Genomic DNA, 25,138 nt, shown 5'->3' on the forward strand with positions numbered 1-25,138 from the left:
AGTATTAGCATATGCAAACACTACAGCAGAGCAACGAGGCTGAAGCGGGGTTGAGGGCCCTCGGTTTCACCGAACTGGAGGCGCGGATTTACTGCACCCTGCTGCAGGCGGGGCCGTCGACGGGATACCGGCTGGCCAAGCTGTGCGGCAAGGCGCCGCCGAACGTCTATCAGGCGCTGGGCCATCTGACGCAGAAGGGCGTGGTGCTGGCCGAGGAGGGTGAGCCGTCGGCCTATCGGGCAAGCGCCCCGAGCGAGGTGCTGGCCGCCTTGAAGGCCAATTTCGAGTCGGCGCGGACTGCGGCCGATGAGGCCCTGAGGTCGCTGGCGCGACCGGCCGACGACGACCGCATCTATCAGATCGCCGAGGCGGGGCAGGTGGTGGAACGAGCCAGGGCCATGCTGTCCTCGGCGCGTCAGATCGTGCTGTTCGACCTGTTCCCGGTCCCGCTGGAGGCCCTGCGCGGGGATCTGGCGAACTGCGCGGCGCGGGGCGTCACCGTGGCGGGACTGGTCTATGGTGAGAGCGCGGAGATCGCCGGAGTGACGCAGCGACGGGCGACGGCCGAAGCCCGGGTGGCGACCGACTGGCCCGGCCAGCAACTGACCCTGGTAGTGGACGGGCAGGAGCATCTGGTCGCCCTGATGGCCGAGGATCTGGCCGGAGTACATCGGGCCCTGTGGAGCGACAGCGCCTATCTGTCCTGCCTGCAGCATAGCGGGCTTTCAGCTGAAATTCGGCTGACCGAGCGGGGTAGATCCGTGGCCGATCCCCTTGCGGTCCTGTCACTTTTTGCCAGCGCCCCCGCAGGGCTGGCGGCGCTTACGCGACGATCCAATCCGGAGACACCGTTATGAAGAAGACCCTGATGGCCGTGGCCGCCTGGCTGGTTCTGGCGGCCCCCGGGGCCGCACAGGATGCTTCGGTGGGTGAAATCGTCGACCGTTACCGCGACTGGCGCGGTGGTCCGGCGTTTGAGGCGCTGGAGGCCGTGCGGCTGGAGGGGCGGGTCACGGCCTCGGGACTGGAGGGGACACTGGTCATGTTGGCCGAGGCTGACGGAGATCTGCGGCGAGAACAGGATCTGGGCGTGGTACGCTCGGCCAGTGCGCGGCACGGCGCCGACGGCTGGGTGCTGACCAATTCCGGGCAGATCGAAGCCCTGAGCCCCCATGACGCCGAGGATCTCCGGCGCGATGCCTTGTTGCGGTTCGAGGGCGTACTGGACGACCCTTCGCGCTTGAGCCGCCGCCCGGACGTCGTGATCGAGGGGCGGACCCTGGCAGTCATCGATATCGATTTCGGCCCGGACGTCGATGTGCACGAACTGTGGATCGACCTCCGGACCGGCGAACTTTACGGCCTTCGGACCGTAAGAGACCGGCGGGAATCGAGGGTGACCTTCGACGACTGGCGGTTCGTCGATGGTGTGCGCATGCCGTTCCGCGAGCGGAACGTGGGTGAACTGGGTGAACCGGGAGAGGTGCGCTGGTCGACAGTGGAGCTGAATCCGGTCGTGCCGACCTCGGCCTGGGCACCCCCCGCCGTGACGGCTGCCCACCGGATGGCCGTTGAAGGCGCCAGCAACAGCGGCCCGATCAGCTTTGACCTCTATGCCGGAACACGCATCTACATACCGGCCAGGGTCAATGGCACGCAGACCGAGGTGCTGCTGGACAGTGGCGCCGAAATGACGGTGCTGGACCTGGGCTTTGCCCAAACCCTCGGCCTTGCGCTCGAGGGCGAGGTCGCGGCGGTGGGGACCGGCGGCGTCGGCGAGGCACGCTTTGCCCGCGGGGTGACGCTGGATCTGGGCGGGATCACCTTCGTTGACCGGACGGTCGCAGTCATCGATCTGGCCGCCATCGGCCAGGCGCTGGGACGACCCTTGCCGGTCATTCTGGGCAAGGATGCCTTCAATGCCCTGGTGGTCGACATCGACTTTCCCGCGCGCAGCCTGACCTTCCACGAGCCGAGCGGATATGCCCCCCCGGAGGGCACGACCGAACTGACCCTGGTGTCCTCAGGGGCCATCCGGGGGGTGGCGGTCTCGATCGAGGGGCGCCCCCCCGTGCTGGTCGACTTCGACACCGGCAACGGCGGTGCCCTGATCCTCTATCCGGCCTATGCGGAAGCCGAGGGGCTGCTGGAGGGACGTCCGGCGACGACCGTGATGTCCGGTGCGGTCGGCGGGGTACGTGAGAGCGGACTGGCCACCATCCAGACCCTGACCCTTGGCGGGTTCGAGATCCGGGATGTCCCGACCGTGTTTCCGCCTGCGGGCCCGTCGGCGGTGGATGCCGACCGGACGGCGGGCAACATCGGCATGGGCATACTGGGCCGCTTCCGCCTGGTGACGGACTTTGCCCATGATCGGCTATGGCTCTCGGCGACGCCGGAGGCACTGGCGGCGCCGTTTGCGAAAGACCGGCTGGGGCTGGGTGTCCGGCTCGACGCGGGGATGATTGTGGTCACCCGCGTGGCGCCGGGCTCGCCGGCGGAGGCCGCCGGGCTGACCACGGAGAGTCGTATCGTGGCGGTGGATGGCGATCCCGCCGCCGGGATGGATGCAGCGAAGCTCCGGACCATGCTGACCAGCCCGGCGGGTCGCGAGGTGGTGCTGACGCAGGAGGACGGGAGAACCGTGACGCTGGTGGCGCGCGACTTCTACTGACCGCCGATCAGGGCCAGCCATTCGTCTTCGGTGAGGACGGTGACGCCGTGCTTTTCGGCCTCGGCCAGTTTTGAGCCGGCGCCGGGGCCCGCGACCAGATAGTCGGTCTTCTTCGACACCGAGCCCGAGACCTTGGCCCCCAGCGACGAGGCGCGGGCCTTGGCCTCGTCGCGGGTGAAGCGTTCGAGCGAGCCGGTGAAGACGACGGTCTTGCCGCTCACCGGACTATCGGCCTCGGGCCGTTCAGCATCCTCGATGGCGGTGAGCTCGGCTTCCAGCGCCTCGACCACGGCGCGATTGTGGGCCTCGTGGAAGAAGTGGGCGATCTCGCGCGCCGCGACCGGTCCGACCCCGGAGACCGAGGCGATGCCGGTCAGGGCGGGCCCGGGGCCTTCCGTGCGGGCGATGTCGGCCAGGCGGCGGATGCCGGACCAGTCAGAGGCGCGCTCCGCCAGCGCCCGACGGGCAGGCGAGGCGAGACCGGGGAAGGCGAGGCTGAGCTTCTGGTCCAGCGGCGCGTCGGGCCAGGGGTCCGCTTCGTCGAGCTCGGCTGCGGCGAGGACCGACAGGACCCGCGCCGATATGCCGTGCCCCTCGGACAGGCGGGTCCAGGCATCGGTCTGGATGCCGGTCGAGGCCTCGATGCCGGCCGCCTTGAAGGCCGTCCAGTTGCCGAAATGGCGGGCCAGCAGCAGAGAGGTCTGGTCGCCGATGTCGGGAATGCCCAAGGCATAGATCATCCGCTGGAGGGGGATGGTGCGGCGGGCGTCGATGCCCGCGATCAGATTGCCGACGCTGGTCTCGCCATAGCCGTCCTCGGCGCGGAGCTCGTCCAGACGGGCGGTGTCGCGGGCGAGGCGGAAGATGTCGGCGGGCTCGCGGATCCAGCCGCGCTCGTGAAAGGCGGTCAGCTGCTTCTCGCCGAGGCCCTCGATGTCGAAGGCGCGGCGGCTGACGAAATGCTTGAGGCGCTCGACGATCTGGGAGGCGCAGATCAGGCCGCCGGTGCAGCGCCGGCGGGCCTCGCCTTCCTCGCGCACGGCTTCGGAGCCACAGACGGGGCAGTGGGTCGGAAAGGCGTACGGCTCCGTGCCGTCCGGGCGCAGCTCGGGCACGATGCCGACGATCTGGGGGATGACGTCTCCGGCGCGCTGGACGATGACGGTGTCTCCGATGCGGACGTCCTTGCGGGCGATCTCATCCTCATTGTGCAGGGTGGCGTTCGAGACCACGACGCCGCCGACGGTCACCGGGGTCAGGCGCGCCACCGGGGTGAGGGAGCCGGTGCGGCCGACCTGGATATCGATGGCGTTCAGGATCGTGCGCGCCTGCTCGGCGGCGAACTTGTGGGCGATGGCCCAGCGGGGGCTACGGGCGATGAAGCCCAGGCGCTTCTGCCAGTCCAGCCGGTCGACCTTGTAGACCACGCCATCGATGTCATAGCCGAGGCGGGCGCGGTCGGTCTCGAGGCTGCGATAGACCTCGAGCAGGCCGGCGGTGTCCTCGACCACCCGGCGGCGGTCGTTGACGGGAAAGCCCCAATCGGCCAGCCGGTCGATGGCGTCGCTCTGGGTTTCGGCAAAGTCGGCGGACAGCTCGCCCCAGCCATAGGCGAAGAAGCGCAAGGGGCGGTCGGCGGTGATCGCCGGGTCCTTCTGGCGCAGGGAGCCGGCGGCGAAGTTGCGCGGGTTGGCATAGGTGCGGCGGCCCGCGGCCTCGGCGTCGGCATTGAAGGCGAGGAAGTCGGCGGTCGGGGTATAGACCTCGCCCCGCACCTCGATGAGGTCGGGCCATCCGCTGCCGGACAGCTGGTCGGGAATGTCGGGGAGGGTGCGCAGATTGGCGGTGACGTCCTCGCCCTCACGGCCGTCGCCGCGGGTCGCGCCGACGACCAGTTGGCCCTTTTCATAGCGCAGATTGGCGGACAGGCCGTCGATCTTGGGCTCGGCAATGAAGGCCATGGGGGTGTCGACGTCGAGGGCGAGGAAACGCCGGACCCGGGCGACGAAGTCGGCGATGTCACCCTCGTCAAAGGCATTGTCGAGCGACAGCATGGGCACGCCGTGGCGCACGGCCGCAAAGGTGCCGGACGGGGCGGCGCCCACGCGGGTCGAGGGGCTGTCGGCGGTGGTCAGTTCGGGAAAGCGCGCCTCGATGGCCAGGGCCCGACGCTTGAGCGCGTCATAGGCGGCGTCGGAGACCTCGGGCGTGTCCTCGGCGAAATAGAGGGCGTCGTGGCGGGCCAGTTCAGCGGACAGATGCGCCAGCTCCGTGCGGGCCTGATCAAGCGTCAGGGTTTCGACAGCGGGGGAGGAGGGGTCGGTCATGGTCAGGTCCGGGAATCTGCTGGTCCCCTGTCTAACACCGCCCGGGCGGCTTCCCAGTGCCGATGACAGGAAGTTAATCTGACGGGGTGCGCGACGACGGCTAGGGTCGCGCTGAGTGTTATCCGGAGGATCCATGCGTCGTCTGTCGAAATCCGCCTATAGCGTGGTGGCCCTTGTGGCCGCCGCGGCCCTGTCCGCCTGTGTTCCGGGCCTGCCGGAGACGGCCGGAGCACCTGATCCGGTCGTCTCGTCCCAGCTGTGGGCTGATCTGGTGACCCTGTCGGCGGACGATATGGAGGGCCGCGGAACGGGCACGCCGGGCGGCGAGCGGGCGCGAAACTATATCGTCTCACGGTTCGAGCAGATCGGGATCGCCGCCCCGCCCATGGGCCGGCTGCAGCCCTTCACTGCCGAGGGGCGGTCGCATGAGGGGCGCAAGACCTTTGACGGGGTGAACATCCTGGGCCTCATCCCGGGGACCCGGGTCGGTAACCGCTACATCGTGGTGACCGCCCACTATGACCACGTCGGCATGTATGGTGGCCAGATCTACAACGGGGCTGACGACAACGCTTCGGGCGTGGCGACCATGCTGGCGCTGGCCGAATATCTGAAGGCCAATCCGCCCGAGCACAGCGTGCTGTTCGTGGCATTCGACGGCGAGGAACGCGGCCTGCTGGGGGCAAGGCATTTCGTCGAGGCGCCGCCGTTCCCGCTGGAATCGATCGCGCTGAACCTGAATTTCGACATGACTGCGCGTGCCGAGACCGACGGCCACCTGTGGGTGACCGGCACCTATCAGCACCCGACCCTGCGTCCGCTGCTGGAGGGGATCGGGCCGATCGGCACCGTGTCCCTGGCCTTCGGCAAGGACAGGCCCGAGGACACGGGATCGGATAATTGGGTCAGCGCCTCGGACCACGGGGCCTTCCACGCGGCCGGGGTGCCGTTCCTGTATCTGGGCGTCGACTTCCACCCCGACTATCACAAGCCCAGCGACGACGCCGAACGGATCACGCCGGCGGTTTTCGGAAACGCCACCGCGCTGGCGATCCAGTCATTCCGGGCGCTGGACGCCGGGATGAGCCGCTGACGCACAGGAGAGCAAGCCGATGATGTTCCGACGGATCGCCCTTGTGGCCTGTGGGGTGGCGGCGCTTGCGCTGGCCGCCTGCGACCCGCCGCTGGAACCGGCCAATGCGCCGGCCGGCAGTGATACGGGCGCCACCGCCAACCTGCCCGAGGGGTTCTCGAACGACCTTAAGGACGATGTGTCGGGCTTCTACATGCCGACCACCGAGGTGCGGCAGGGAAGCTGGCGGCTGGATCATGTGTTCATGGGACAGTCGCAGGATTTTGCCGCCTGGGAGGGGGGCACACGCGAGGGCCGGTTTGCCCCGGTCATGCTGGAGTTCGTTGATGAGTCCAGCCCGATGATCCAGACCGAGCTGGGCGAGATCCACACCGGCCGGGTACGGGTGCTGCCGCGCTTCTACAGCGTCGAGAACGGCATGCTGCGCTTTGTCGGCGTGTCCGAGGAACTGGGGATCGTGCAGCTGGATGCGCGGCTGAATGACGAGGCCCTGGCCACCGCGCGCCGCAATCTGGGCGCGGAGGGGGCGGTGCTGAACGGCACTCTCAGCCTGGGCGATGCACCGCCGCAGGCGGTGGGCTTTCGCTGGTGGGCGGGGGACTGACGTCACCCCGCCCGGATCGGCGAAATCGATCTAGCTGACCGTCGCCTTGACGATCTTGCCGGGCGTACGCGGCGGCTCCCCCTTGGGCAGGGCATCGACGTGTTCCATGCCCGATTCCACCACGCCCCAGACGGTGTACTGGCGGTCGAGGAAGGTCGCGTCGTCCAGGCAGATGAAGAACTGGCTGTTGGCGCTGTTCGGGTCGCTGGTGCGGGCCATCGAACAGACGCCCCGCACGTGCGGCTCGGCCGAGAACTCGGCCTTGAGGTTCGGCTTCTTCGAGCCCGAGGTGCCGGTGCCGGTGGGATCACCCCCCTGGGCCATGAAACCGGCGATGACGCGGTGGAAGACCACGCCGTCGTAAAAGCCTTCCTGCGCCAGCTCCGTGATGCGGGCGACGTGGCCGGGCGCCAGGTCGGGTCGCAGGCGGATGACGACGTCGCCGCCGGTGTCATTGCCGGTGTCGAGCGTGAAGGTGAGGGTCTGTGCAGTCATGCGGGCTCCTTTTGTCGTGGCGGGGTCATAGCGGCTCAACGCGCGGGGCGCTATGTCGGGAGCCATGACCGACGAAGAAAACCCCGCCCCCCGCCGCAGGATGGTGCGACCGCCGACCAAGGGCACGGCGGCGGGCCGGGGCATGGGCACGAAGATGAAGACCGCGGACGACAAGTCCATGTCCAGCCAGCAGTGGATCAAGCGGCAGCTGGCGGACAAGTGGTCGGAGCGGGCGCGGGCCGAGGGCTGGCGCAGCCGGGCGGCCTTCAAGCTGATGGAGATCGACGACCGGTTTCATCTGATCAAGCCGGGGTCGCGCGTGATCGATCTGGGCGCGGCACCGGGCGGCTGGGTGCAGGTGGCACTGGCACGCGGGGCGAGCTCGGTTGTCGGGGTGGACCTTCTGATGATTGAACCAATCCCGGGCGCCGAGCTGATCCAGGCGGACTTCACCCACCCGGGGGTGGACCAGCAGTTGATCGAGGCCCTGGGCGGGGCCCCGGACGTCGTGCTGTCGGACATGGCGCACAATACGATCGGGCACCGCAAGACCGACCATTTGAAGATCGTGGCCCTGATCGAGAGCGCCGCCGAATTCGCCCTGCGCACCCTGAAGCCCGGCGGGCATTTCGTGACCAAGAACTTCCAGGGCGGGGATGCGGGGGGCGTGCTGGCCGATCTGCGGGCGGAGTTCCGGGAGGTCAAATACGTCAAGCCGGCGTCCAGCCGAAAGGACAGCTCCGAGGTCTATCTGGTGGCTCTAGGCCGGCGATAGATCCTTGGCCTTGCGCGCGCGGCGGGCTTCGATCCGGTTCCAGACGCGGTCATGGATCGTGAAGAACAGGGTCTGGACGAGCGGCTCGACGATGCCGATGGCCAGGGCGATGCGGACGTCGCCGGTGATGGCGAAGGCGACGGCCACGGCCACGAGGAAATGCATCACCCCGTAGGTCAGGGTCTTGATGGCGATCTGGCTGAATGAGGTCGGCAGGGCGTGGCTGTGGCCCGCATGCCCGTGCGACCGGGCCTGTTCGCGGGCGTCCATCAGCTCCAGACGGGCGGTGAAGGCCTCGGCCGTTTCCTCGACACGCGTCAGACGCTTGCGGCGTTCGATGCGGTGCCAGATGCGGTCGTGGATGGAATAGGCGATGGTCTGGAAGAAGGGTTCGACCATGCCGACGGCCAGCGCCAGCCGCCAGTCGCGGGTCAGGGCATAGGCGACCAGAATGGCCACCACCAGGTGCATCACGCCATAGCTGGCGATCTTGAGCGCCAGGCTGCGCGCCGTGTGAAGGATCAGTCGCACCATCGCTCGCGAAAATGGTTGGGATCAGCGACGGTTGCAACGAGATAAAATCTATCGTCGGCATAAGCGGCGACCGGGACGCGATTGCCCCTTGCCGAGTCGGGGCGCTCACCGCTATACGCGGCCCGCAAAACGGAGACTCCTCATGGAGATACGCGAAGGCCTAACCTTCGATGATGTTTTGCTCGAACCCGCAGAGTCCGAGGTCATGCCCGCCGAGACGGACGTCTCGACCCGGCTGACGCGTGACCTGAAGCTGAACATCCCGCTTGTGTCCTCGGCCATGGACACGGTGACCGAAAGCCGGTTGGCCATCGCCATGGCCCAGGCTGGTGGGCTGGGCGTTCTGCACCGCAACCTGACGGTCGAGGAACAGGCCGAACAGGTCCGCGTCGTCAAACGCTATGAAAGCGGCATGGTCATCAATCCGGTGACCATTCATCCCGACACCACCCTGGGCGAGGTGCGGGACATCGTGGCCCGCAAGAAGATCTCGGGCTTTCCCGTGGTGGACCGCCAGACCGGTCGGCTGGTCGGCATGCTGACCAACCGCGACATGCGGTTTGATACCTCGCCCGATCGCAAGGCGGCCGAGCTGATGACGCGCGAGCCGCTGTACACGGTCCCGGAAGGGGCCGGGCGCGAAGAGGCGATCGCCATCCTGCGCGAGCGCAAGATCGAACGGGTGATCGTGGTCGACGGCGACATGCGCGCGACCGGCCTGATCACCATGAAGGACATCGAAAAGGCCCAGGCCCATCCGCATGCGGCCAAGGACGAGCAGGGGCGGTTGCTGGTCGGCGCGGCCTCGACCGTCGGGGACAGCGGCTATGAGCGCTCGCTGGCGCTGGCCGATGCGGGCGTCGACGTGATCGTCATCGACACGGCGCACGGCCATTCGGTGCAGGTGTCGCGGGCGGTGGAGCGCATGAAGCGCGAGACCAACCGGGTACAGATCGTGGCCGGCAATGTCGCGACCTATGACGCGGCGCGCGCGCTGATCGATGCCGGGGCCGATGCGGTCAAGGTCGGGATCGGGCCGGGCAGCATCTGCACAACGCGGATCGTGGCCGGCGTGGGCGTGCCCCAGCTGACCGCCATCATGGAGTCGGCACGGGCGGCCAGGGGCACGGGCGTGCCGGTGATCGCCGACGGCGGCATCAAATATTCGGGCGACCTGGCCAAGGCCATCGCGGCGGGGGCCAGCGTGGCCATGATGGGCTCGATGTTCGCAGGCACCGACGAAAGCCCCGGCGAGGTCTTCCTGTACCAGGGCCGGTCCTACAAGTCGTATCGCGGCATGGGCTCGGTGGGGGCCATGGCCCGGGGGTCGGCGGATCGCTATTTCCAGAAAGAGGTCTCGTCCGAAAAGCTGGTGCCCGAGGGCATTGAGGGGCAGACGCCCTACAAGGGCCCGATCTCGCCGGTCATCCACCAGATGGTCGGGGGGCTGCGCGCCGCCATGGGCTATGTCGGGGCGGCCACCATCGATGAGTATCAAAAGCGCGCCCGGTTCGTGCGCATCACCAATGCGGGCCTGCGGGAAAGCCACGTCCATGACGTGATGATCACTCGCGAAGCGCCCAACTATCGGCAGGGCTAGGGAGGGTTTCGGCCATGGATATGACGCCTGAGTTTATCGCACTGGCCGCTACTCTCGTTCTGGCGCTGGTCCAGATCCTGGCGGCGGGCGCGGTCCGGACCTCCGAACTGGGGGCCAAATGGAACGCGGGGCCGCGCGACGGCGAGGTGCCACCTCCGGGCAAACTGGCCGGGCGGCTGAAGCGGGCCCAGGACAATCTGTTCGAGACCCTGCCGCTGTTCATCGCCGCGGTGCTGATGGCCGAGGTGGCGGGCAAGACCGGCGAGCTGACCGCAATGGGGGCCCACCTCTACTTCTTCGGGCGTCTGGTCTATGTGCCGATCTATGCGCTGGGCATTCCCTATCTGCGGTCCGCCGTCTGGGGCGTGGCCGCCGTCGGCCTGATCCTGATCATCGCCGCCCTGTTTGTCTGAAAGCGTTGAATGACCCCTGCTGCCCGCCTCGCCGCCGCCGCCTCCATCCTGGACTCTATCGCCCAGGGACGCCAACCGGCCGAGGTGGTGGTCAAGGCCTGGGGCCAGCAGAACCGATATGCCGGGTCCAAGGACAGGAAGGCGATCGCCGACCGGGTCTATAAGGTGCTGCGCGCGCGGGGGCGTCTGTCGTGGATCATGGGCGGCCGCGAGGACGGTCGGGCGCTGGTGATCGGATCGCTGGCGACGCTGGACGGTCTGTCGCTGGAAGAGATCGAGGCGCTGCACACGGGTGAGGGCTATGGCCCGGGGCCGCTGTCGAAGCATGAGCGCGGGCGGCTGGCGATCAAGGACAGTGAACTGCCCGGCTGGGTCGAGGCGGGCCTGCCCGAATTCGTGGTCGAGGACCTGAAGGCGACCTTCGGCGAAGGCTGGGCCGCAGAGGCCCACGCTCTGATGGCGCCGCGCGCGCCGATCGATCTGCGTATCAACGGGGCGGTGGCGACGGTCGAGGATGTCGAGGGCGAGCTGCGCGCGGCGGGCCTGTCGCCCGAGCCCATGCCGTGGTCGCCCTGGGGGCTGCGCCTGACGTCGGAGCCGCCGCCCAACATCCAGGCGCTGGAGGGCTTCAAGGCGGGACGGTTCGAGGTCCAGGACGAGGGCAGTCAGGTGGTGACCTGGCTGGCCGATGCCCGGCCGGAAATGACGGTCGTCGACTATTGCGCGGGCGGCGGCGGCAAGACGCTGGCGCTGGCCCAGGCCATGCAGGGCAAGGGCCGGTTGGTCGCCTGTGACGTCGTGCAAAAGCGGCTGGACAATATCCGTCCGCGTGTGGCGCGGGCCGGGGTCGAGGCCGAGCTGTTGCTGCTGGGCCAGAATGGCGGCGGGGCCGAAGCCCTGAACGGCGAGGCCGATCTGGTGTTCGTCGATGCGCCGTGCTCGGGATCGGGCACGCTGCGGCGGCACCCGGAGGAGGCCTGGCGGCTGAAGGCCGACGAAATCGAGCGGCTGCATGCCCTGCAGGTCCGGATCATGGGGCAGGCGGCCAAGCTGGTGAAGATGGGCGGGCGGCTGGTCTATGTCACCTGCTCGCTGCTGACCCGGGAGAATGAGGCCAGCCTGGATGCGTTCGAGGCGGCGAACCCGGCCTTCCGGCCCGTTCCGGTGACGCCGCCGTGGGCCGAGGGCCCGCAGGCGCGGGTGCGTCTGTCGCCGGGATCGACGGGCACCGATGGCTTCTTCTTTGCCGCCTATGAGCGAGGGGAATGACGGCACGGCTGGAACGCTATGGCGCGGTCACTGTGCTGCCGGTCATGGCGGCACCGGCTGAATATGGCGCGCATCTGCGGGCCCGCATCCAGCCGCTGATGACGGGTATCGGACCGGTCGAGGCGGCAGTTGCCTTGACGGCGGCGCTGGCGAGGCTTGAGGCGAGGGGCGAGCGGCCCGACCTGATCGTTTCGCTGGGTTCCTGTGGATCGCGCACGCTGGATCATGCGGCGGTCTATCAGGTGGACTCGGTCTCCTACCGCGACATGGATGCGAGCGCGCTGGGCTTTCCGAAGGGGGTGACGCCGCTGTCGGACCTTCCCGCGATCCTGCCGCTGCCATGCCCGGTCCCCGGCGTGGCGACCGCGACGCTTTCGACGGGCGCCAATGTCGTGTCGGGTGCCGCCTATGAGGTCATAGACGCCGATATGGTCGATATGGAAACCTGGGCGCTGGTGCGCGCGGCGCAGACGTTTGACGTGCCGCTGGTCGCCCTGCGCGGCGTGTCGGACGGCCGAGCCGAGCTGAGGGCGCTGGAGGACTGGACGTCCACCCTGCATCACGTCGATGAGAATCTGGCGGCTGTCTGGGATCGTTTGGGGGCTGTGCTGGAGGCACAGGGCCTCCGCGCCCTTGATCGTCGCGCACCTGACCGACTAGACCCCGCCCATCCTGCCGCCCCGGAACTGATCGCATGAGCCAGCCCGAACACCAGAAAGTCCTGATCGTCGATTTCGGCAGTCAGGTGACGCAGCTGATCGCGCGGCGGCTGCGTGAGGCGAAGGTCTATTGCGAGATCCATCCGTTCCAGAAGGCCGAGGCCGCGATGGCGGCGATGAACCCGGCCGCGATCATCCTGTCGGGCGGACCCGAGAGCGTTCACGAGGAAGGCAGCCCGCGCGCCCCGCAGGCGGTGTTCGAGGCGGGGGTACCGGTGCTGGGCATCTGCTACGGCGAGATGACCATGTGCGAGCAGCTGGGCGGCAAGGTCGAGGGCGGCCACCACCGCGAGTTTGGCCGGGCCGAGATCACCGTGCAGAAGGCCTCGCCCCTGCTGGAAGGCTTGGCCGCCGTCGGCGAGAACGAGCCAGTGTGGATGAGCCACGGCGACAAGATCGTCGCCATCCCTGAAGGCTTTGGCGTCATCGCCACCTCGCCGGGGTCGCCCTATGCGGTGATCGGGGATGAGACGCGGCGCTTCTATGGTATCCAGTTCCACCCCGAGGTGATGCACACCCCGCGCGGCGACCGGATGCTGAAGAACTTCACCCACGGCATCGCGGGCCTGAAGGGCGACTGGACCATGGCCGCCTATCGCGAGGAGAAGATCGCCCAGATCCGCGAACAGGTGGGGGATGCGAAAGTCATCTGCGGCCTGTCGGGCGGGGTCGACAGCTCGGTAGCTGCGGTGCTGATCCACGAGGCGATCGGCGACCAGCTGACCTGTGTGTTTGTCGACACCGGACTGCTGCGCAAGGACGAGGCGACACAGGTCACGACCCTGTTCCGGGATCACTATAATATCCCGCTGATCCATGTTGATGCGTCGAAGGAATTCCTCGGCGCGCTGGCAGGCCAGTCGGACCCGGAGACCAAGCGCAAGACCATCGGCCGGGTGTTCATTGAGGTGTTTGACCGCGAGGCCAACAAGATCGAGGGCGCTGAATTCCTGGCCCAGGGGACGCTGTATCCCGACGTCATCGAGAGCGTGTCCTCGTCCAGCGGCAAGGCCCATGTTATCAAGAGCCACCACAATGTCGGGGGCCTGCCCGACTATATGAAGCTGAAGCTGGTCGAGCCGCTGCGCGAGCTGTTCAAGGACGAGGTGCGGGCGCTGGGACGCGAACTGGGCCTGAGCGACGCCTTCGTCGGGCGGCATCCTTTCCCGGGGCCGGGCCTGGCCATCCGCATCCCCGGCGAGATCACGCCGGATGCCGTGGCGACCCTGCAGGACGCGGACGCCATCTACCTCGAGGAGATCAGGAAGGCCGGCCTGTACGACCAGATCTGGCAGGCCTTTGCCGTGCTCCTGCCGGTGAAGACCGTCGGTGTGATGGGTGACGCCCGCACCTATGAAAAGGTGCTGGCCCTGCGCGCTGTGACCTCGACCGACGGCATGACGGCGGACTTCTTCGAATTTCCATGGGACGTGCTGGGCCGCACGGCCACGCGGATCGTCAATGAGGTGCGCGGCGTCAACCGCGTCGTCTATGATGTGACGTCGAAACCGCCGGGGACGATTGAGTGGGAATAGGGTTGGATGCTCGTATGGTTGGCGCGGTTGATACCTTGCGGACTCGAGACTGAACGATTATCTTACTTGTGTCTTACCGCGAGGTTCGCCTATGCCGAAACCCTCAGAAAAGACCGCTACAACGGTCTCCACCAAGGGGCAGGTGATCCTGCCCAAGGCCATCCGTGATCAGCGTCGCTGGTTGCCCGGTACGCGACTGACCGTGGAAAATACGCCGGAGGGTGTATTGCTCAAACCCGCGCCCGTGTTTTCACCGACACAGCTGGATGCGGTGTTTGGCTCTCTGGCTCATTCGGGAAAGGCCGTCACTCTCGAAGAGATGGATGCGGCGGTCGCAGCAGAGGCCAGACGTCGTGCGCGCGATTGATACGAATGTTGTCGTCCGGTTCCTGACCAACGACGACCCGCAGCAAGGGGCTGTGGCACGTGCAGTGGTCGAGGACGGTGACATCTTCCTCCCGACGACGGTCCTGCTGGAAACCGAATGGGTGTTGCGCAGTGCCTACAACTTTGAGGCAGCGCAGATTAGTCAGGCGCTGAGAGGGCTGGCGGGTCTGCCGGGGATCCTGGTGGAGACACCCTCGTCCCTGGCGCAGGCTCTCGAATGGATGGAACGGGGGATGGACTTTGCCGATGCGCTGCATCTGTCCGGGTCGGAACGCTGCACCGCCTTTTTGACGTTTGATCGCAGGCTGGGTGACAGGGCCGGGACACTGACATCGCCGCCGGTCCAGAGGCTGTGAAGCCCCGCAGCCATTCGGGCCCTCGTCTCAGCCGCCGATCATCCCCAGCGCCCCCGCGCTGCGGTAGAGCATATAGGCGGCAACCACGAAGATCAGGGTGGCGAAGACGGTGTTGAGGGCGCCCTTGTGGGTCGAGAGGGTCTTGCCGAGGCCCGCACCAATCAGGCCGCCGACAAGACCGCCGCCGATGAAGACCCCGGCCAGCGGCCAGTCCACCCAGCCGGACAGGGCATAGTTGGCCGCCGTGGTCAGGCCGAAGGCGGTGACGCCGACCAGCGACGATCCCACCGCGTAAAAGATCGGCATGCGGGTGGCGTACATCAGGCTGGGTACGATCAGGAAGCCGCCGCCGATGCCGAAAAAGCCGGACAGGATGCCGGTCGCGGTGCCGGTGACGACCAGCTTTGGCGCATTGCCTACGGTCAGGGTGACGTCCGGATCACCGTCTCCCCTGCGCCCGCGCAGCATCAGGATGCCGACGACCACCATCAACACGGCGAACAGGGCCAGCAGCTTCTGGCCGTCGACGGCCTTGCCGAGGGTCGAGCCCAGCAGGGCGCCCACGACGCCGGCCACCGCGAACAGGCCGGCGATCTTCCACTTGATCGTACCGTGCCGGGCGTGGGTGATCAGGTTGAGCGCAGCATTGGCGGCGACCGCCAGCGCGCTGGTGCCGATGGCCAGATGCGGTTCCTTCACCCCCACCAGATAAACGATCAGGGGCACGGCCAGGATCGACCCGCCCCCACCGACCAGACCGAGCGAAAAGCCGACCAGCGAACCGGCGGCCGCTCCGAGCGCGTACTGCAGCAGGGACAGGTCCACGCGGGACTCCTCAGAGCCGGGAGCGAAGCCCCGACAGGTCATAGCCCGCGTCGCGGGCAGCGGCGATCAGGGTGTCGGGATCAGAGGCCGGGGCCCTGGCCAGCGCCCACAGCATGGCGGTGCGGGTGCCGCTGCGGCAAAAGCCGAAGATCGGGCCGGGCAGGGTATCGAGCGCCTCGGCCATGGCCTGGATGGCGTCGGGTCCAATCGCGCCAACCGTCACGGGGATGTGGCGAAACTCGAGGCCATGGGCCTCTGCGGCAGCCTTCATCTCGGCGGCGGACGGCTGGCCGGGTTCCTCGCCGTCGGGACGGTTTGAGATCACCGCGCGAAAGCCCGCGGCGGCTATGGCCTCCAGTTCGTCCGGATGGATCTGGGGTGAGGTCGTGAGCGTCTCGTCCAGCTTGCGGTCCGTCATGATGTGCGCCTCCTGTAGGCTGGGAATGTCCGGCCCTGCGGCCGAGGGGGAGTCGAAATCATCCCATGCCTGCCTTTGGCAAGCGAGGCTGACCGGGGGTACAGACGGCCGCTCACAGCAGGTTCAGCGGCAGTTTGAGGTAACGGGTGCCGTTCGATTCCGGCTCGGGCGGACGACCGCCGTTCATATTGACCTGAACCGAAGGCAGGATCAGCCGGGGCATGGCGAGGGTGGCGTCCCTCCGGGTGCGCATGGCAACGAACTCGTCCTCGCTGATGCCCTCGCGCACATGGATGTTGCCGGTGCGCTCGGCCCCGATGGTGGTTTCCCAGGCGAACTCGGTCCGGCCGGGGGGCGCCTTGTAGTCATGGCAGAGGAAGACGCGCGTCTCATCCGGCAGGCTCAGCAGTCGCTGGATCGAGCGGTACAGGGTGCGGGCGTCGCCGCCGGGGAAGTCACAGCGGGCGGTGCCATAGTCCGGCATGAACAGGGTGTCGCCCGGGAAGACCGCATCCCCGATCACATAGGCCAGACAGGCGGGGGTGTGCCCGGGTACGTGCAGGACCGTGGCCTCGAGCGACCCCAGGGTGAAACGGTCGCCGTCGTTGAACAACTGGTCGAACTGACTGCCGTCACGGCGGAATTCGGTGCCTTCGTTGAAGATTTTCCCGAAGACGTCCTGCACCGTCAGGATTTCATGACCGATGGCCAGTCGGCCGCCCAGCTTGTCCTGAAGGTAGGGGGCGGCGGACAGGTGGTCGGCGTGGGCGTGAGTTTCCAGAATCCAGTCGACAGTCAGGTCCCGGTCCTCGACGTAAGTGATCAGGGCATCGGCCGAGGCATGGGAGGTGCGACCTGACGGCTGGTCGAAGTCGAGCACGCTGTCGATCAGGGCCGCCTTCTTCGTCGACGGGTCATGGACGACGTGGCTGACGGTGAAGGTGGCTTCGTCGAAGAAGGATTTGACCACCGGGCGCTTGCGCGGGTCCGCCAGGGCGGCGTTGATCAGCGAGGCGGCGTGGTCGCGGGCGGTGTCGGAGGAGAGAGCGGACATCACAAAACTCCGTGCTGCAGAGCCCCGATATAAACAGTTTCATAATTACTACAAGTGTGTAATTATCTGGACGTGATGATGCAGCCTTCCCCCATGACACCATGAGCCCCGACACCCCTTCCTTGCCTGACGACCGCGCCCTGGCCCGCCTGAAGGACAAGGCCCCGGAGGCCGCCGACCTGCTGCGGCAGCTGGCCAATCCCACGCGTTTGCTGATCCTGTGCCATATCGTCCAGAAAGAGCGGGCCGTGGGCGAGATGGAGCGGGACCTTGGCCTGAAACAGCCGGGACTGTCTCAACAACTGGCCGAGTTGCGCCAGGCTGGCCTGGTCAAGACGCGACGCGAGTCGCGCTCCATCTATTATTCGATCGCCGACGACCGGGTGCAGGGCATCATGGGCATGCTGCACGACATCTTCTGCGCCGTGCCAGACGACAATCAGCCCGCGTAGGCGGCCTCGATCGCGGCGATGTCCAGCCGCTTCATCTCCATCATGGCATGAAAGACCCGTTTGGCGCGTGCCGGATCGGGATCGGACAGCATGGCCGGCATGGACCGGGGGATCAGCTGCCAGGACAGGCCATACTTGTCCTTCAGCCAGCCGCACTGCTCGGCTTCGGGCACCACTGACAGGGCTGTGTACAGCCGGTCCAGTTCGGCCTGATCGTCACAGATGACCTGCAGGGAGATGGCCTCCGTAAATTTGAAATGGGGCCCGCCGTTCAGCGCAGAGTACGGCTGACCTGCCAGGGTGAACTGGATCTCCAGCGCCTGACCGGCCTTGCCGCCCGGATAGTCGTCGGGCGCGCGGGTGATGTGGTCGATGCGCGAGTCGGGCAACAGCGAGACATAGAAGTTGGCGGCCTCCTCGCCCTGATGATCGAACCACAGACAGGGGATCAGCCGGCAACGCGGATCGGCATAGGTCATGGCGGGGCCTCCGGTGGGATGTGGCGGCGACTATATTAAACCACATAGTTAAATGCAAGGGGTGGCCCCGACTCGGCCGGAACGCCATTGTCGTCATGACCGAACTGGAGCTCCACATGACCCCGACTCTCTACGGCATTCCGAACTGCGAGCAAGCTGTCAGGGTTGTAGCGAAATTCCGATGACCGGTTATCCCGACGCATTCCGCGGCCTTGCTGAAGGACAGGAGTTTCTGCGCCAGAAATCTGCGGAAGCCATAGAGGCTTGCGAGGTGCTGGGATGCCATGCGGCCATCATCAAGGCCTCGATGGATGTAATCCATCACTTCATTTTGGAGCGCGGATCGGACGATCAGGATGTCCTTACGGTGCAGCATCTTGGGATCAGAGCGTTCAACGGGATTGCTGTCGCCCTAAACAACGCGCTGACCGGCTACTATCAGGCCTCTGCCGGGCAGCAGCGCGACCTTCTGGAAACATCCTTCCTCTTGGACCTCTTCGGTCGAGATCGGACGTTGATTTCAGCTTGGCGAACGCTCGACAAAAAGGAGCGTTGGGCCCGCTTCAAGCCAGTTAAGGTGAGAACGGAACTCGATGAATTGGACGGGTTCACCGAGAAGAAGCGCGCGGTCCACTACGAGCTTCTGAATGACCTTGCGAGCCATCCGTCGACAGTCGGGTTCGCGATGCTCCAAGCCGGTGATTTAGGCGCACACTGCGGGCCCTTCTTCGAGGAAACGGCGATGAGCGCGACGCTGTCTGAGCTGGCAAAGCTGGCCCTCCAAGCCGGCGGTGTTTTCGTCCGTTTGTTCAAATCTGAGAGTCCGGAGGACAGCTTGGCGAAGCTGGACTTCCAAGAGGCGCAAGCTAGATGGCTGGAGCGGTTTTACGACAAGCCATTTGATCAGGCGCAATTCGAGGCTCTCAGGAGCTCGCTCTTGGCCGGTAATCCCCATTTTGAGCCCAGCCGTGGCTCGGAGGCGTGAACCCATGAGCCTGATCATGTACGGAATTCCTAACTGCGATACCGTCAAGAAAAGTCGCGATTGGCTAGCAGCGCATAGCGTCGCGTTCGACTTCCATGACTACAAGAAGGCTGGGATTGAGCGCGACCGGCTGAAGCAGTGGGTCGATGAGCACGGTTGGGAAGTTGTCCTCAATCGTGCAGGCACGACTTTCAAAAAGCTGCCTGATGCCGACAAAACCAATCTCGATGCGGCGAAGGCAATCGACCTGATGCTGACGCAGCCGTCGATGATCAAACGGCCGATCTTGGATTTGGGCGACCGACGGATCGTCGGGTTCAAGCCGGAAATCTATGAGGCCGAGCTGTCGACATAGGTCAAGAAGGCGCGGGTGTGGATGGAGGCGGCGGGGCAGGCCTATGCCTTTCACGACTACAGGAAGGCGGGCATCGACGAGGCGCGATTGCGGGGCTGGGTCGAGCAGGTCGGCTGGGAAAGGCTGCTGAACCGGGCGGGGACGACGTTTCGCAAACTGCCCGAGACGGACAAGGCCGACCTGACGACGGACAAGGCCGTGGCCCTGATGCTGTCCCAGCCGTCGATGATCAAGCGGCCGGTGGTCGAGACGGGCAGCGGGCTGCTGGTCGGATTCAAGCCTGAGGAATGGCAGACGGCGTTCGGATAAAATCGCACGGGCTGCATCCGATCCGGGGAAGGGCGGCGACTACACCATGACCGGCCCGTCGATCAGCGGTGCGGCCGATGCGGAGATCAAGAGATGGTGGATCTGTTTCATTCCTACTGGTGGCTGCTGTTCCCGATGGCCTGGTTCGTGTTCGGCGGCTTTTCCAGCTGGCTGAACTATCGCAAGCAACGCGAGACGCTGAAGCTGCTGAAGACCTATGCCGACAAGGGGCAGGAGCCGCCCGAGTCCCTGCTGCGTGTGCTGGACAAGCCCATCGACGCGGACAACGACGGTCCGGGCAGGCCGACAAATTACTGGTCGCTGTTCGGCCTGTTTGCCGTGCTGGCCGGCGGGTTCGGCATCGCCGCCTACATGCCGGAGACCTTCGGCATCGACTTTGACATCCGCTTTCCCTTCACCGTGGTGGCTCTGGTGATGGGCGCGGTGGCGGTCTGGGCCCTGATTTCAGCCGCGACGACGCGACGGCCCCGATCCTGACGTTCGTGTCGGGGCAGGGCGGTGATCGACACCCGATCCGATGCCGAACTGGTCGCGGCCGCCCGTTCCGGGTCGGACGCGGCCTTTTCGCGCCTGGTCGAGCGGCATCAGGCGGCGCTGCGCGGATTCCTGAGGCCGCTGATGGGCGGCGGCTGGGCCGAGGCCGACGATCTGGCGCAGGAGGCGCTGGTGATCGCCTGGCAGAGGCTGTCGGAGCTCAAGCGGGCCGAGGGATTTCGCATCTGGCTGATGGGTATCGCCTGGCGCAGGGCGTTCAGCCGGATACGCTCTACGCGGCGGGGCTCGGCCCGCGATCTGGCCTGGCTGGAGGGGCAGGGGACCCCGGCAGGGGTGCAACCAGAGGACGCCCTGTCGCTGGACCGGGCCCTGTCCGGCCTGTCGGCGCCGGAGCGGGCCTGTGTGCTGCTGTGTCTGGCGCAGGACTGGTCGCATGCCGAGGCGGCAATGGTCTTGAATCTGCCGCTCGGGACGGTCAAATCTCATGTCAGCAGAGGCCGGGCCCGGCTTTTGTCCGTTCTGGGAGGCACCCATGACGCCGGATGACACGCTGAAAGCCTTCCTCGCGGCCGGAAGACCCGCGCCGCGCGATGCGGTCTTTGAGCTTGCCGTAGCCGAGCGCGTCGCGCGCCGGCGCTTCTGGATGAGCCAGCTGGCTTTGCTACCGTGGGTGCTGGTGGCCTGTGTGTTGGCTGCGTTCGCGCTGCCGGTGCTGAGGGCCATGGGGCCGGGGCTGGCCCCGGTGGTGGAGCAGGTCAGCATGGTCGGTGGACTGGCGGCGCTGACGCTCCTGACGGCGGGCCTGCTGGTGCGCCGCCTCAGGCCGTCCTGAAGCGTGCCACCTTGGCGAAGTGGTCGGAGGGCCAGACCGCCCCTACCGGCTGATCGCCGACGATCGCCGCCTCGACCGGAGTAAAGGCCCCGGCCTCATACAGTATGTGATCGATCTGCACCGACCGGTGCCCGAGCGCGGTGTTCAGCGTGGTGCGGTCGGCCTGATCCGGGTGCACGGCGCGCAGGGCCTCCGAGAAGCGGGCGCGCAGCGGCGCCATCTCGGGATTGTCCAGCGGCGCGTTCAGGTCGCCCATCAGGATCAGCGGGGTGCCGTCGTCGGGCAGCCAGTCCAGCAGGTGCGCGATCTGGCGGGCGCGAATGGCACCGCCCTCGGGCGTGTGATGCAGATGGGTGTTGGCGATGTCGACCACCGTGCCGTCGGCCATCCGGCAGCGGATGCGCTGGCCGGTGCGGTAATCGTCGTGCGGCTCCAGCTTGACCCAGGCGTGATCGAGGATCGGCAGGCGGGACAGCAGGGCATTGCCATAGCGGCGCGGCTGATCTTCGGCATCGACCGAACTGAACATCATCTGCATGCCCAGCCGGTCGGCCAGGGTCCGGGCCTGATTGGGCAGGGCCTCGCCGTCCTGAAGCACTTCCTGAAGGGCGATGACGTCGGCGTTCGCGCCGCGAAGGATCGCCTCGATGAGGGGCAGGCGCGCGGGCCAGTCGCCCTGATCGTGCCAGATGTTGAAGGTCGCAACCGTCAGGCCCGGGCCGCGGCCGCGGATCTGACCCGTCGCGCAGGCGGCCAGCGACAGGGCGGGCAGGGCGGCCAGCAGGGTCCGGCGGGTGGTCATGACGCGATACTCCGTACAGTCGGCGGCAACCTTACGAAGATTTCACCCGGGGCGGCGCATCTGTACAACCCTGTCGGCGCCTCTTCCCCCATAGAAGCCGGGAACATTCTGTTTCAGGCCGCTTGAGAGGATCAAACCATGGACGAGGGCATCGTCGCCATTTTCATCGTAGGGACCATCTTCGCCGCTATCGTGGCGATCATTGTCGGACCCAGCTATCTGAAGAGCCGCGAGCGCCGGGAAATCCAGACGACGGTTCGCACCGCCATCGACAAGGGCCAGCCCCTGCCGCCCGAGGTGATCGAGGCGCTGAGCAAGGACATCACGAAGAACCTGCCGTCGCGCACCAAGGACATCCGGCGCGGGATCATCTGGCTGGCGGTCGGCATCGGCATCGCCGCCTTCAGCCTGATCAGTAATCTGGGCGACGGCGATTGGAGCGACAATGTCGGCGACGGCATGCTGGCGTTTGCCGTCATTCCGGCGACCATCGGCCTGGCCTTCCTGATCCTGAGCTTCTTCAACAAGAACAGGGACTGAGACCGGGATCGAAGGGGGACGCGACCATGACCCAACCCGGCCTGTCCGACCGGCACGATGTGGAACTGGCCGCCCTGGCGGCGGCCAGCGACCGGCGGGCGTTCGGCGAACTGGTGCGGCGGCATTCGTCGACCGTGCGGGCGCTGCTGCGGCGGATGGGTGCGCAGCCCTCGCTGGCCGATGACATCGCCCAGGATGCCTTCATCCTGGCCTATGAGCGGTGCACCGAGTTCCGGGGCGAGGGCACCTTCGCGGCCTGGGTCAAGCGTATCGCCGCGCGCCTCTATCTCAAACGACGCGAGAAAGAGGCGCGCTATGTTTCGGAAGATTCGGCAGAAGATCAGGTATCGAGTGTCGATCCCTTGGGTCGGTTCGACCTGGACGCGGCATTGCAGACCCTGAGCGAGGCGGAACGTCTGTGTGTGTCCCTCGGCCATGGAGCCGGGATGACCCATCCGGAGATCGCCACTGCCCTAAATCTGCCGCTTGGAACGGTGAAATCTCATGTCAAACGTGGTCTGGATAAACTCCGCCAGATCCTCAATCCCGGGGCTGGCGAGACAGGGAGGGAATCGCATGTCGGTTGATGAATTCGATCCCTTCATCGAGCGCGCCTTTGATCGCACGCCCCCCATGCCCGATACCGCACTGTTCGTGGCGGACCTTGAGGCCCGGCTTCAGAGTGGCGCCCGCTTCCGGGCGGTCGGCCTGGGTGTTGCGGGCGCGATCGGCGGGGTGGTGGCCCTGCGGGAGATGCTGACTCTAGACATGGATCTGGGCGGGACGGACGCCCTGCCCGGCGTGGGCGCGGCGCAATCCGCCGGGCAGTCGATCAACCTGGACGTGGCCACGGCCCTGCAGGCGGCTCTGGAGCGCTGGGGCGTCGCGGACCTGGCCCTGGGCGGTCTCGGCAGTATGCAGCTGTTCTGGATCGCGGCGGCGGTCGTGGCGGCTCTGGCCCTGGCCGGTGTGGTGCGCCTGTCGCAGGATATCTGACCCGCGCGACCGGGCCCGCGGATGACGCGGGAGCGCCGAGGGGCTAGGCTGCAATGCGAAAGCCGCCCGGAGCCTCCCATGTCCAGCCAGAAACAGGAAACCGTCCGTCGCCTTGCTGCGCCGGACATCCAGGCCCGAAAGGGCAAGGAACCGTTGGTCTGCCTGACCGCCTATGACGCGCCGACAGCGGCCCTGCTGGACGAGCACTGCGATCTGCTTCTGGTGGGTGACAGCGTCGGCATGGTGGTGCACGGCCTGCCCAATACGGTCGGCGTGACGCTGGAGATGATGATCCTGCACGGCCAGGCGGTCATGCGGGGGGCCAAACGGGCGATGGTCGTCGTCGACATGCCGTTCGGCAGTTATGAAGGGGGCAAGGAGATCGCCTATCAGAACTGTGCCCGCGTGATGAAGGAAACCGGGGCACAGGGGGTCAAGCTGGAAAGCGGCCCGACCGTGCCGCAAACCATCGCCTATCTGGTGGAGCGGGGCATTCCGGTGATGGGCCATGTGGGGTTGCGGCCCCAGGCGGTTCTGACCGAAGGCGGCTTCAAGGCCAAGGGCAAGACCGAGGACGAGCGCCTGCGCGTGATGGCCGAGGCCGAGGCCACCGCCGATGCCGGGGCCTTTGCCGTCGTGATCGAAGGCGTGGCCGAGGGTCTGGCCGGTGAGATCACGCGCGCCATCGCTGTCCCGACTGTGGGAATCGGGGCCTCCGCCGAATGCGACGGGCAGATTCTGGTGACCCCGGATATGCTGGGTCTGTTCGACTGGACGCCCAAATTCGTGCGCCGTTATGGCGATCTGCGCGGCCAGATTCGGGAGGGGGTGGCAAGCTATGCCGAAGATGTTCGGTCCCGCCGTTTTCCTGCCGAAGTCGAGACCTATTTCTCGCGCAAGCCGGTCGCGTCCTAGCGGGTACTCTCCCGCAGGCAGATTATGCGCTTTTTCAATGGGGGCGTCTCGACCCGGGCCGAAAATGGTCTAGGGTCGCGCCGAACTCAGATTAACGACTTGGGGCGTGCTTTTTCGTGACGGATATCTTCGAGCAGGTCGAGGAGGAGCTTCGCTCCGACCGCTATAAGCGACTGGCCAGAACGTGGTTGCCCGTGGTGGGCGGTGTGCTTGTCCTGGCCCTTATCGCCGCGCTCGGCTGGTGGGGCTGGCAGGCGAATGAAAACGGGCGCGCCGCCAAGGCCTCCGTCGCCTATGAGCGGGGCATTGAAGCGCTGCAGACCAACGACCTGGCCGCCGCCGAATCCGCCTTTGCCGAGGCCGAACGCGAAGGCAACGGCGCCTACCGGTCCATGGCCCTGGCCCAGCGCGCCGGCCTGGCCGTGGCCGCCAACCGTTTCGAAGAGGCGATCGACCTGCTTGACCGGTCGGCCAAGGCCGTCGGTGACCCACTGCTGTCCGATCCCTCGGCATTCAAGGCCGCCCTCCTGGTGATGGACACCGACGCCAGCTACGAGGATATCGAGAGACGCCTGACCCCGCTTACCCGCGAGGGTCGGCCGCTGCGGCCCCAGGCGCTCGAAGCCCTGGCCATGGCGCAGCTTCAGCACGGCAAGAACACCGAGGCTCGCGCGACCTTCGTCCAGCTGCAGCTGGGACAGGACGTTCCCGATACGGTTCGCCAGCGTGCCCAGACGGCCATCGCCATGATCGACACCGGCACGCTCGGATCGCTGTCCGATATCCTTGAGGCCCAGAAGGCCCCGCCAGTGATGGTCTCGCCCGAGGGCCAGGCCCCCTCGCCTGGGGCCGCGGCCCAGCCCGCGCCCGCCGAATGAC

31 protein-coding genes and 1 pseudogene are annotated in these 25,138 nt (G+C 66.7%); 24 read left to right on the top strand and 8 right to left on the bottom strand.

What is annotated here, in order from left to right:
* Window positions 1–11: 11 nt before the first annotated feature.
* A complete protein-coding gene (locus tag IBJ06_RS04540; protein ID WP_292157682.1) occupies window positions 12–857 on the top strand; it encodes a helix-turn-helix domain-containing protein in 846 nt (281 codons plus the stop codon).
* Window positions 854–2,674: an aspartyl protease family protein gene (locus IBJ06_RS04545; protein ID WP_292157683.1), complete on the top strand. Its 1,821-nt coding sequence runs from the start codon at window positions 854–856 to the stop codon at window positions 2,672–2,674. The genes IBJ06_RS04540 and IBJ06_RS04545 overlap by 4 nt, the downstream gene beginning before the upstream one ends.
* Here the strand turns inward: IBJ06_RS04545 and ligA are convergent.
* Window positions 2,668–5,001 carry an NAD-dependent DNA ligase LigA gene (gene ligA / locus IBJ06_RS04550; protein ID WP_292157684.1) on the bottom strand — a complete coding sequence of 778 codons (2,334 nt, stop codon included), beginning with the start codon at window positions 4,999–5,001 and terminating at the stop codon, window positions 2,668–2,670. The two genes, IBJ06_RS04545 and ligA, sit on opposite strands and share 7 nt — an antisense overlap.
* Before the next feature lie 133 nt (window positions 5,002–5,134).
* Here ligA and IBJ06_RS04555 point away from each other — a divergent pair, with 133 nt between their 5' ends.
* Together IBJ06_RS04555 and IBJ06_RS04560 are read left to right on the top strand one after the other, a co-directional pair.
* Window positions 5,135–6,094, top strand: coding sequence for a M28 family peptidase (locus IBJ06_RS04555; RefSeq protein WP_292157685.1), 960 nt, complete (start codon window positions 5,135–5,137; stop codon window positions 6,092–6,094).
* 19 nt (window positions 6,095–6,113) lie between these two features.
* A complete protein-coding gene (locus tag IBJ06_RS04560) occupies window positions 6,114–6,698 on the top strand; it encodes a hypothetical protein (protein WP_292157686.1) in 585 nt (194 codons plus the stop codon).
* 30 nt (window positions 6,699–6,728) lie between these two features.
* Here IBJ06_RS04560 and IBJ06_RS04565 read toward each other — a convergent pair whose 3' ends face one another.
* The gene (locus IBJ06_RS04565; protein ID WP_292157687.1) at window positions 6,729–7,193 is read right to left on the bottom strand and encodes a peptidylprolyl isomerase; all 465 of its coding nucleotides are present in this window, start codon (window positions 7,191–7,193) and stop codon (window positions 6,729–6,731) included.
* 64 nt (window positions 7,194–7,257) lie between these two features.
* On the opposite strand from IBJ06_RS04565, the gene IBJ06_RS04570 reads away from it, so the two are divergent.
* Entirely contained in the window at window positions 7,258–7,968 is a 711-nt protein-coding gene (locus IBJ06_RS04570; protein WP_292157688.1) for an RlmE family RNA methyltransferase, read from the top strand.
* On the opposite strand, the gene IBJ06_RS04575 is transcribed toward IBJ06_RS04570, so the two are convergent.
* Entirely contained in the window at window positions 7,954–8,502 is a 549-nt protein-coding gene (locus tag IBJ06_RS04575; RefSeq protein ID WP_292157689.1) for a DUF2061 domain-containing protein, read from the bottom strand. The genes IBJ06_RS04570 and IBJ06_RS04575 overlap by 15 nt on opposite strands.
* Window positions 8,503–8,644: 142 nt before the next feature.
* On the opposite strand from IBJ06_RS04575, the gene guaB reads away from it, so the two are divergent.
* The 7 genes from guaB to IBJ06_RS04610 all read left to right on the top strand — a co-directional run bounded on the left by guaB (window position 8,645) and on the right by IBJ06_RS04610 (window position 14,781).
* A complete protein-coding gene (gene guaB, locus IBJ06_RS04580; RefSeq protein WP_292157690.1) occupies window positions 8,645–10,102 on the top strand; it encodes an IMP dehydrogenase in 1,458 nt (485 codons plus the stop codon).
* A gap of 14 nt (window positions 10,103–10,116) precedes the next feature.
* Window positions 10,117–10,515, top strand: coding sequence for an MAPEG family protein (locus tag IBJ06_RS04585; protein ID WP_292157691.1), 399 nt, complete (start codon window positions 10,117–10,119; stop codon window positions 10,513–10,515).
* Window positions 10,516–10,524: 9 nt separating this feature from the next.
* Window positions 10,525–11,784, top strand: a complete 1,260-nt coding sequence (locus IBJ06_RS04590; RefSeq protein ID WP_292157692.1) for an RsmB/NOP family class I SAM-dependent RNA methyltransferase — start codon at window positions 10,525–10,527, stop codon at window positions 11,782–11,784.
* Window positions 11,781–12,482 (top strand): 5'-methylthioadenosine/S-adenosylhomocysteine nucleosidase, encoded by a 702-nt coding sequence (locus tag IBJ06_RS04595; RefSeq protein WP_292157693.1) that lies wholly within the window; start codon window positions 11,781–11,783, stop codon window positions 12,480–12,482. The genes IBJ06_RS04590 and IBJ06_RS04595 overlap by 4 nt, the downstream gene beginning before the upstream one ends.
* On the top strand, window positions 12,479–14,038 hold the full coding sequence (gene guaA, locus IBJ06_RS04600; protein WP_292157694.1) for a glutamine-hydrolyzing GMP synthase: 1,560 nt from the start codon (window positions 12,479–12,481) through the stop codon (window positions 14,036–14,038). The genes IBJ06_RS04595 and guaA overlap by 4 nt, the downstream gene beginning before the upstream one ends.
* Before the next feature lie 91 nt (window positions 14,039–14,129).
* Window positions 14,130–14,405 carry an AbrB/MazE/SpoVT family DNA-binding domain-containing protein gene (locus IBJ06_RS04605; RefSeq protein ID WP_292157695.1) on the top strand — a complete coding sequence of 92 codons (276 nt, stop codon included), beginning with the start codon at window positions 14,130–14,132 and terminating at the stop codon, window positions 14,403–14,405.
* Entirely contained in the window at window positions 14,392–14,781 is a 390-nt protein-coding gene (locus IBJ06_RS04610) for a type II toxin-antitoxin system VapC family toxin (RefSeq protein ID WP_292157697.1), read from the top strand. The genes IBJ06_RS04605 and IBJ06_RS04610 overlap by 14 nt, the downstream gene beginning before the upstream one ends.
* A 27-nt stretch (window positions 14,782–14,808) precedes the next feature.
* On the opposite strand, the gene IBJ06_RS04615 is transcribed toward IBJ06_RS04610, so the two are convergent.
* The 3 genes from IBJ06_RS04615 to IBJ06_RS04625 form a co-directional block, all read right to left on the bottom strand.
* The gene (locus tag IBJ06_RS04615; protein WP_292157699.1) at window positions 14,809–15,606 is read right to left on the bottom strand and encodes a sulfite exporter TauE/SafE family protein; all 798 of its coding nucleotides are present in this window, start codon (window positions 15,604–15,606) and stop codon (window positions 14,809–14,811) included.
* Between the two features lie 10 nt (window positions 15,607–15,616).
* Window positions 15,617–16,024: a TIGR01244 family sulfur transferase gene (locus IBJ06_RS04620; RefSeq protein ID WP_292157700.1), complete on the bottom strand. Its 408-nt coding sequence runs from the start codon at window positions 16,022–16,024 to the stop codon at window positions 15,617–15,619.
* A gap of 112 nt (window positions 16,025–16,136) precedes the next feature.
* Window positions 16,137–17,078, bottom strand: coding sequence for an MBL fold metallo-hydrolase (locus IBJ06_RS04625; RefSeq protein ID WP_292157702.1), 942 nt, complete (start codon window positions 17,076–17,078; stop codon window positions 16,137–16,139).
* 122 nt (window positions 17,079–17,200) lie between these two features.
* On the opposite strand from IBJ06_RS04625, the gene IBJ06_RS04630 reads away from it, so the two are divergent.
* The gene (locus IBJ06_RS04630) at window positions 17,201–17,530 is read left to right on the top strand and encodes a metalloregulator ArsR/SmtB family transcription factor (protein WP_292157703.1); all 330 of its coding nucleotides are present in this window, start codon (window positions 17,201–17,203) and stop codon (window positions 17,528–17,530) included.
* Here the strand turns inward: IBJ06_RS04630 and IBJ06_RS04635 are convergent.
* Entirely contained in the window at window positions 17,518–18,009 is a 492-nt protein-coding gene (locus IBJ06_RS04635) for a VOC family protein (RefSeq protein WP_292157705.1), read from the bottom strand. The genes IBJ06_RS04630 and IBJ06_RS04635 overlap by 13 nt on opposite strands.
* Window positions 18,010–18,190: 181 nt before the next feature.
* Here IBJ06_RS04635 and IBJ06_RS04640 point away from each other — a divergent pair, with 181 nt between their 5' ends.
* From IBJ06_RS04640 to IBJ06_RS04665, 6 genes and pseudogenes are all read left to right on the top strand, one after another.
* A complete protein-coding gene (locus tag IBJ06_RS04640; protein WP_292157707.1) occupies window positions 18,191–18,994 on the top strand; it encodes a hypothetical protein in 804 nt (267 codons plus the stop codon).
* Between the two features lie 4 nt (window positions 18,995–18,998).
* Entirely contained in the window at window positions 18,999–19,349 is a 351-nt protein-coding gene (locus tag IBJ06_RS04645; RefSeq protein ID WP_292157709.1) for an arsenate reductase, read from the top strand.
* Between the two features lie 12 nt (window positions 19,350–19,361).
* Window positions 19,362–19,658 (top strand): annotated as a pseudogene (locus tag IBJ06_RS04650) (ArsC/Spx/MgsR family protein); the annotation flags it as partial.
* A gap of 93 nt (window positions 19,659–19,751) precedes the next feature.
* The gene (locus IBJ06_RS04655) at window positions 19,752–20,156 is read left to right on the top strand and encodes a hypothetical protein (RefSeq protein WP_292157710.1); all 405 of its coding nucleotides are present in this window, start codon (window positions 19,752–19,754) and stop codon (window positions 20,154–20,156) included.
* A gap of 21 nt (window positions 20,157–20,177) precedes the next feature.
* Window positions 20,178–20,720, top strand: coding sequence for an RNA polymerase sigma factor (locus tag IBJ06_RS04660; RefSeq protein WP_292157712.1), 543 nt, complete (start codon window positions 20,178–20,180; stop codon window positions 20,718–20,720).
* A complete protein-coding gene (locus tag IBJ06_RS04665) occupies window positions 20,707–21,006 on the top strand; it encodes a hypothetical protein (RefSeq protein WP_292157714.1) in 300 nt (99 codons plus the stop codon). Before IBJ06_RS04660 ends, IBJ06_RS04665 begins: the two co-directional genes overlap by 14 nt.
* Here the strand turns inward: IBJ06_RS04665 and IBJ06_RS04670 are convergent.
* Window positions 20,993–21,808: an endonuclease/exonuclease/phosphatase family protein gene (locus IBJ06_RS04670; RefSeq protein WP_292157716.1), complete on the bottom strand. Its 816-nt coding sequence runs from the start codon at window positions 21,806–21,808 to the stop codon at window positions 20,993–20,995. The genes IBJ06_RS04665 and IBJ06_RS04670 overlap by 14 nt on opposite strands.
* A 138-nt stretch (window positions 21,809–21,946) precedes the next feature.
* On the opposite strand from IBJ06_RS04670, the gene IBJ06_RS04675 reads away from it, so the two are divergent.
* From IBJ06_RS04675 to IBJ06_RS04695, 5 genes are all read left to right on the top strand, one after another.
* Window positions 21,947–22,348 carry a DUF6249 domain-containing protein gene (locus tag IBJ06_RS04675; RefSeq protein WP_292157718.1) on the top strand — a complete coding sequence of 134 codons (402 nt, stop codon included), beginning with the start codon at window positions 21,947–21,949 and terminating at the stop codon, window positions 22,346–22,348.
* A gap of 26 nt (window positions 22,349–22,374) precedes the next feature.
* The gene (locus IBJ06_RS04680) at window positions 22,375–22,935 is read left to right on the top strand and encodes a sigma-70 family RNA polymerase sigma factor (RefSeq protein ID WP_292157720.1); all 561 of its coding nucleotides are present in this window, start codon (window positions 22,375–22,377) and stop codon (window positions 22,933–22,935) included.
* On the top strand, window positions 22,925–23,344 hold the full coding sequence (locus IBJ06_RS04685) for a hypothetical protein (protein ID WP_292157722.1): 420 nt from the start codon (window positions 22,925–22,927) through the stop codon (window positions 23,342–23,344). Before IBJ06_RS04680 ends, IBJ06_RS04685 begins: the two co-directional genes overlap by 11 nt.
* 78 nt (window positions 23,345–23,422) lie before the next feature.
* Window positions 23,423–24,259: a 3-methyl-2-oxobutanoate hydroxymethyltransferase gene (panB, locus tag IBJ06_RS04690; RefSeq protein ID WP_292157723.1), complete on the top strand. Its 837-nt coding sequence runs from the start codon at window positions 23,423–23,425 to the stop codon at window positions 24,257–24,259.
* Between the two features lie 116 nt (window positions 24,260–24,375).
* Window positions 24,376–25,137 carry a tetratricopeptide repeat protein gene (locus tag IBJ06_RS04695; protein ID WP_292157725.1) on the top strand — a complete coding sequence of 254 codons (762 nt, stop codon included), beginning with the start codon at window positions 24,376–24,378 and terminating at the stop codon, window positions 25,135–25,137.
* Window position 25,138: the final 1 nt, after the last annotated feature.

It is taken from the genome of Brevundimonas sp. (assembly GCF_016742135.1).
Taxonomy (GTDB): domain Bacteria; phylum Pseudomonadota; class Alphaproteobacteria; order Caulobacterales; family Caulobacteraceae; genus Brevundimonas.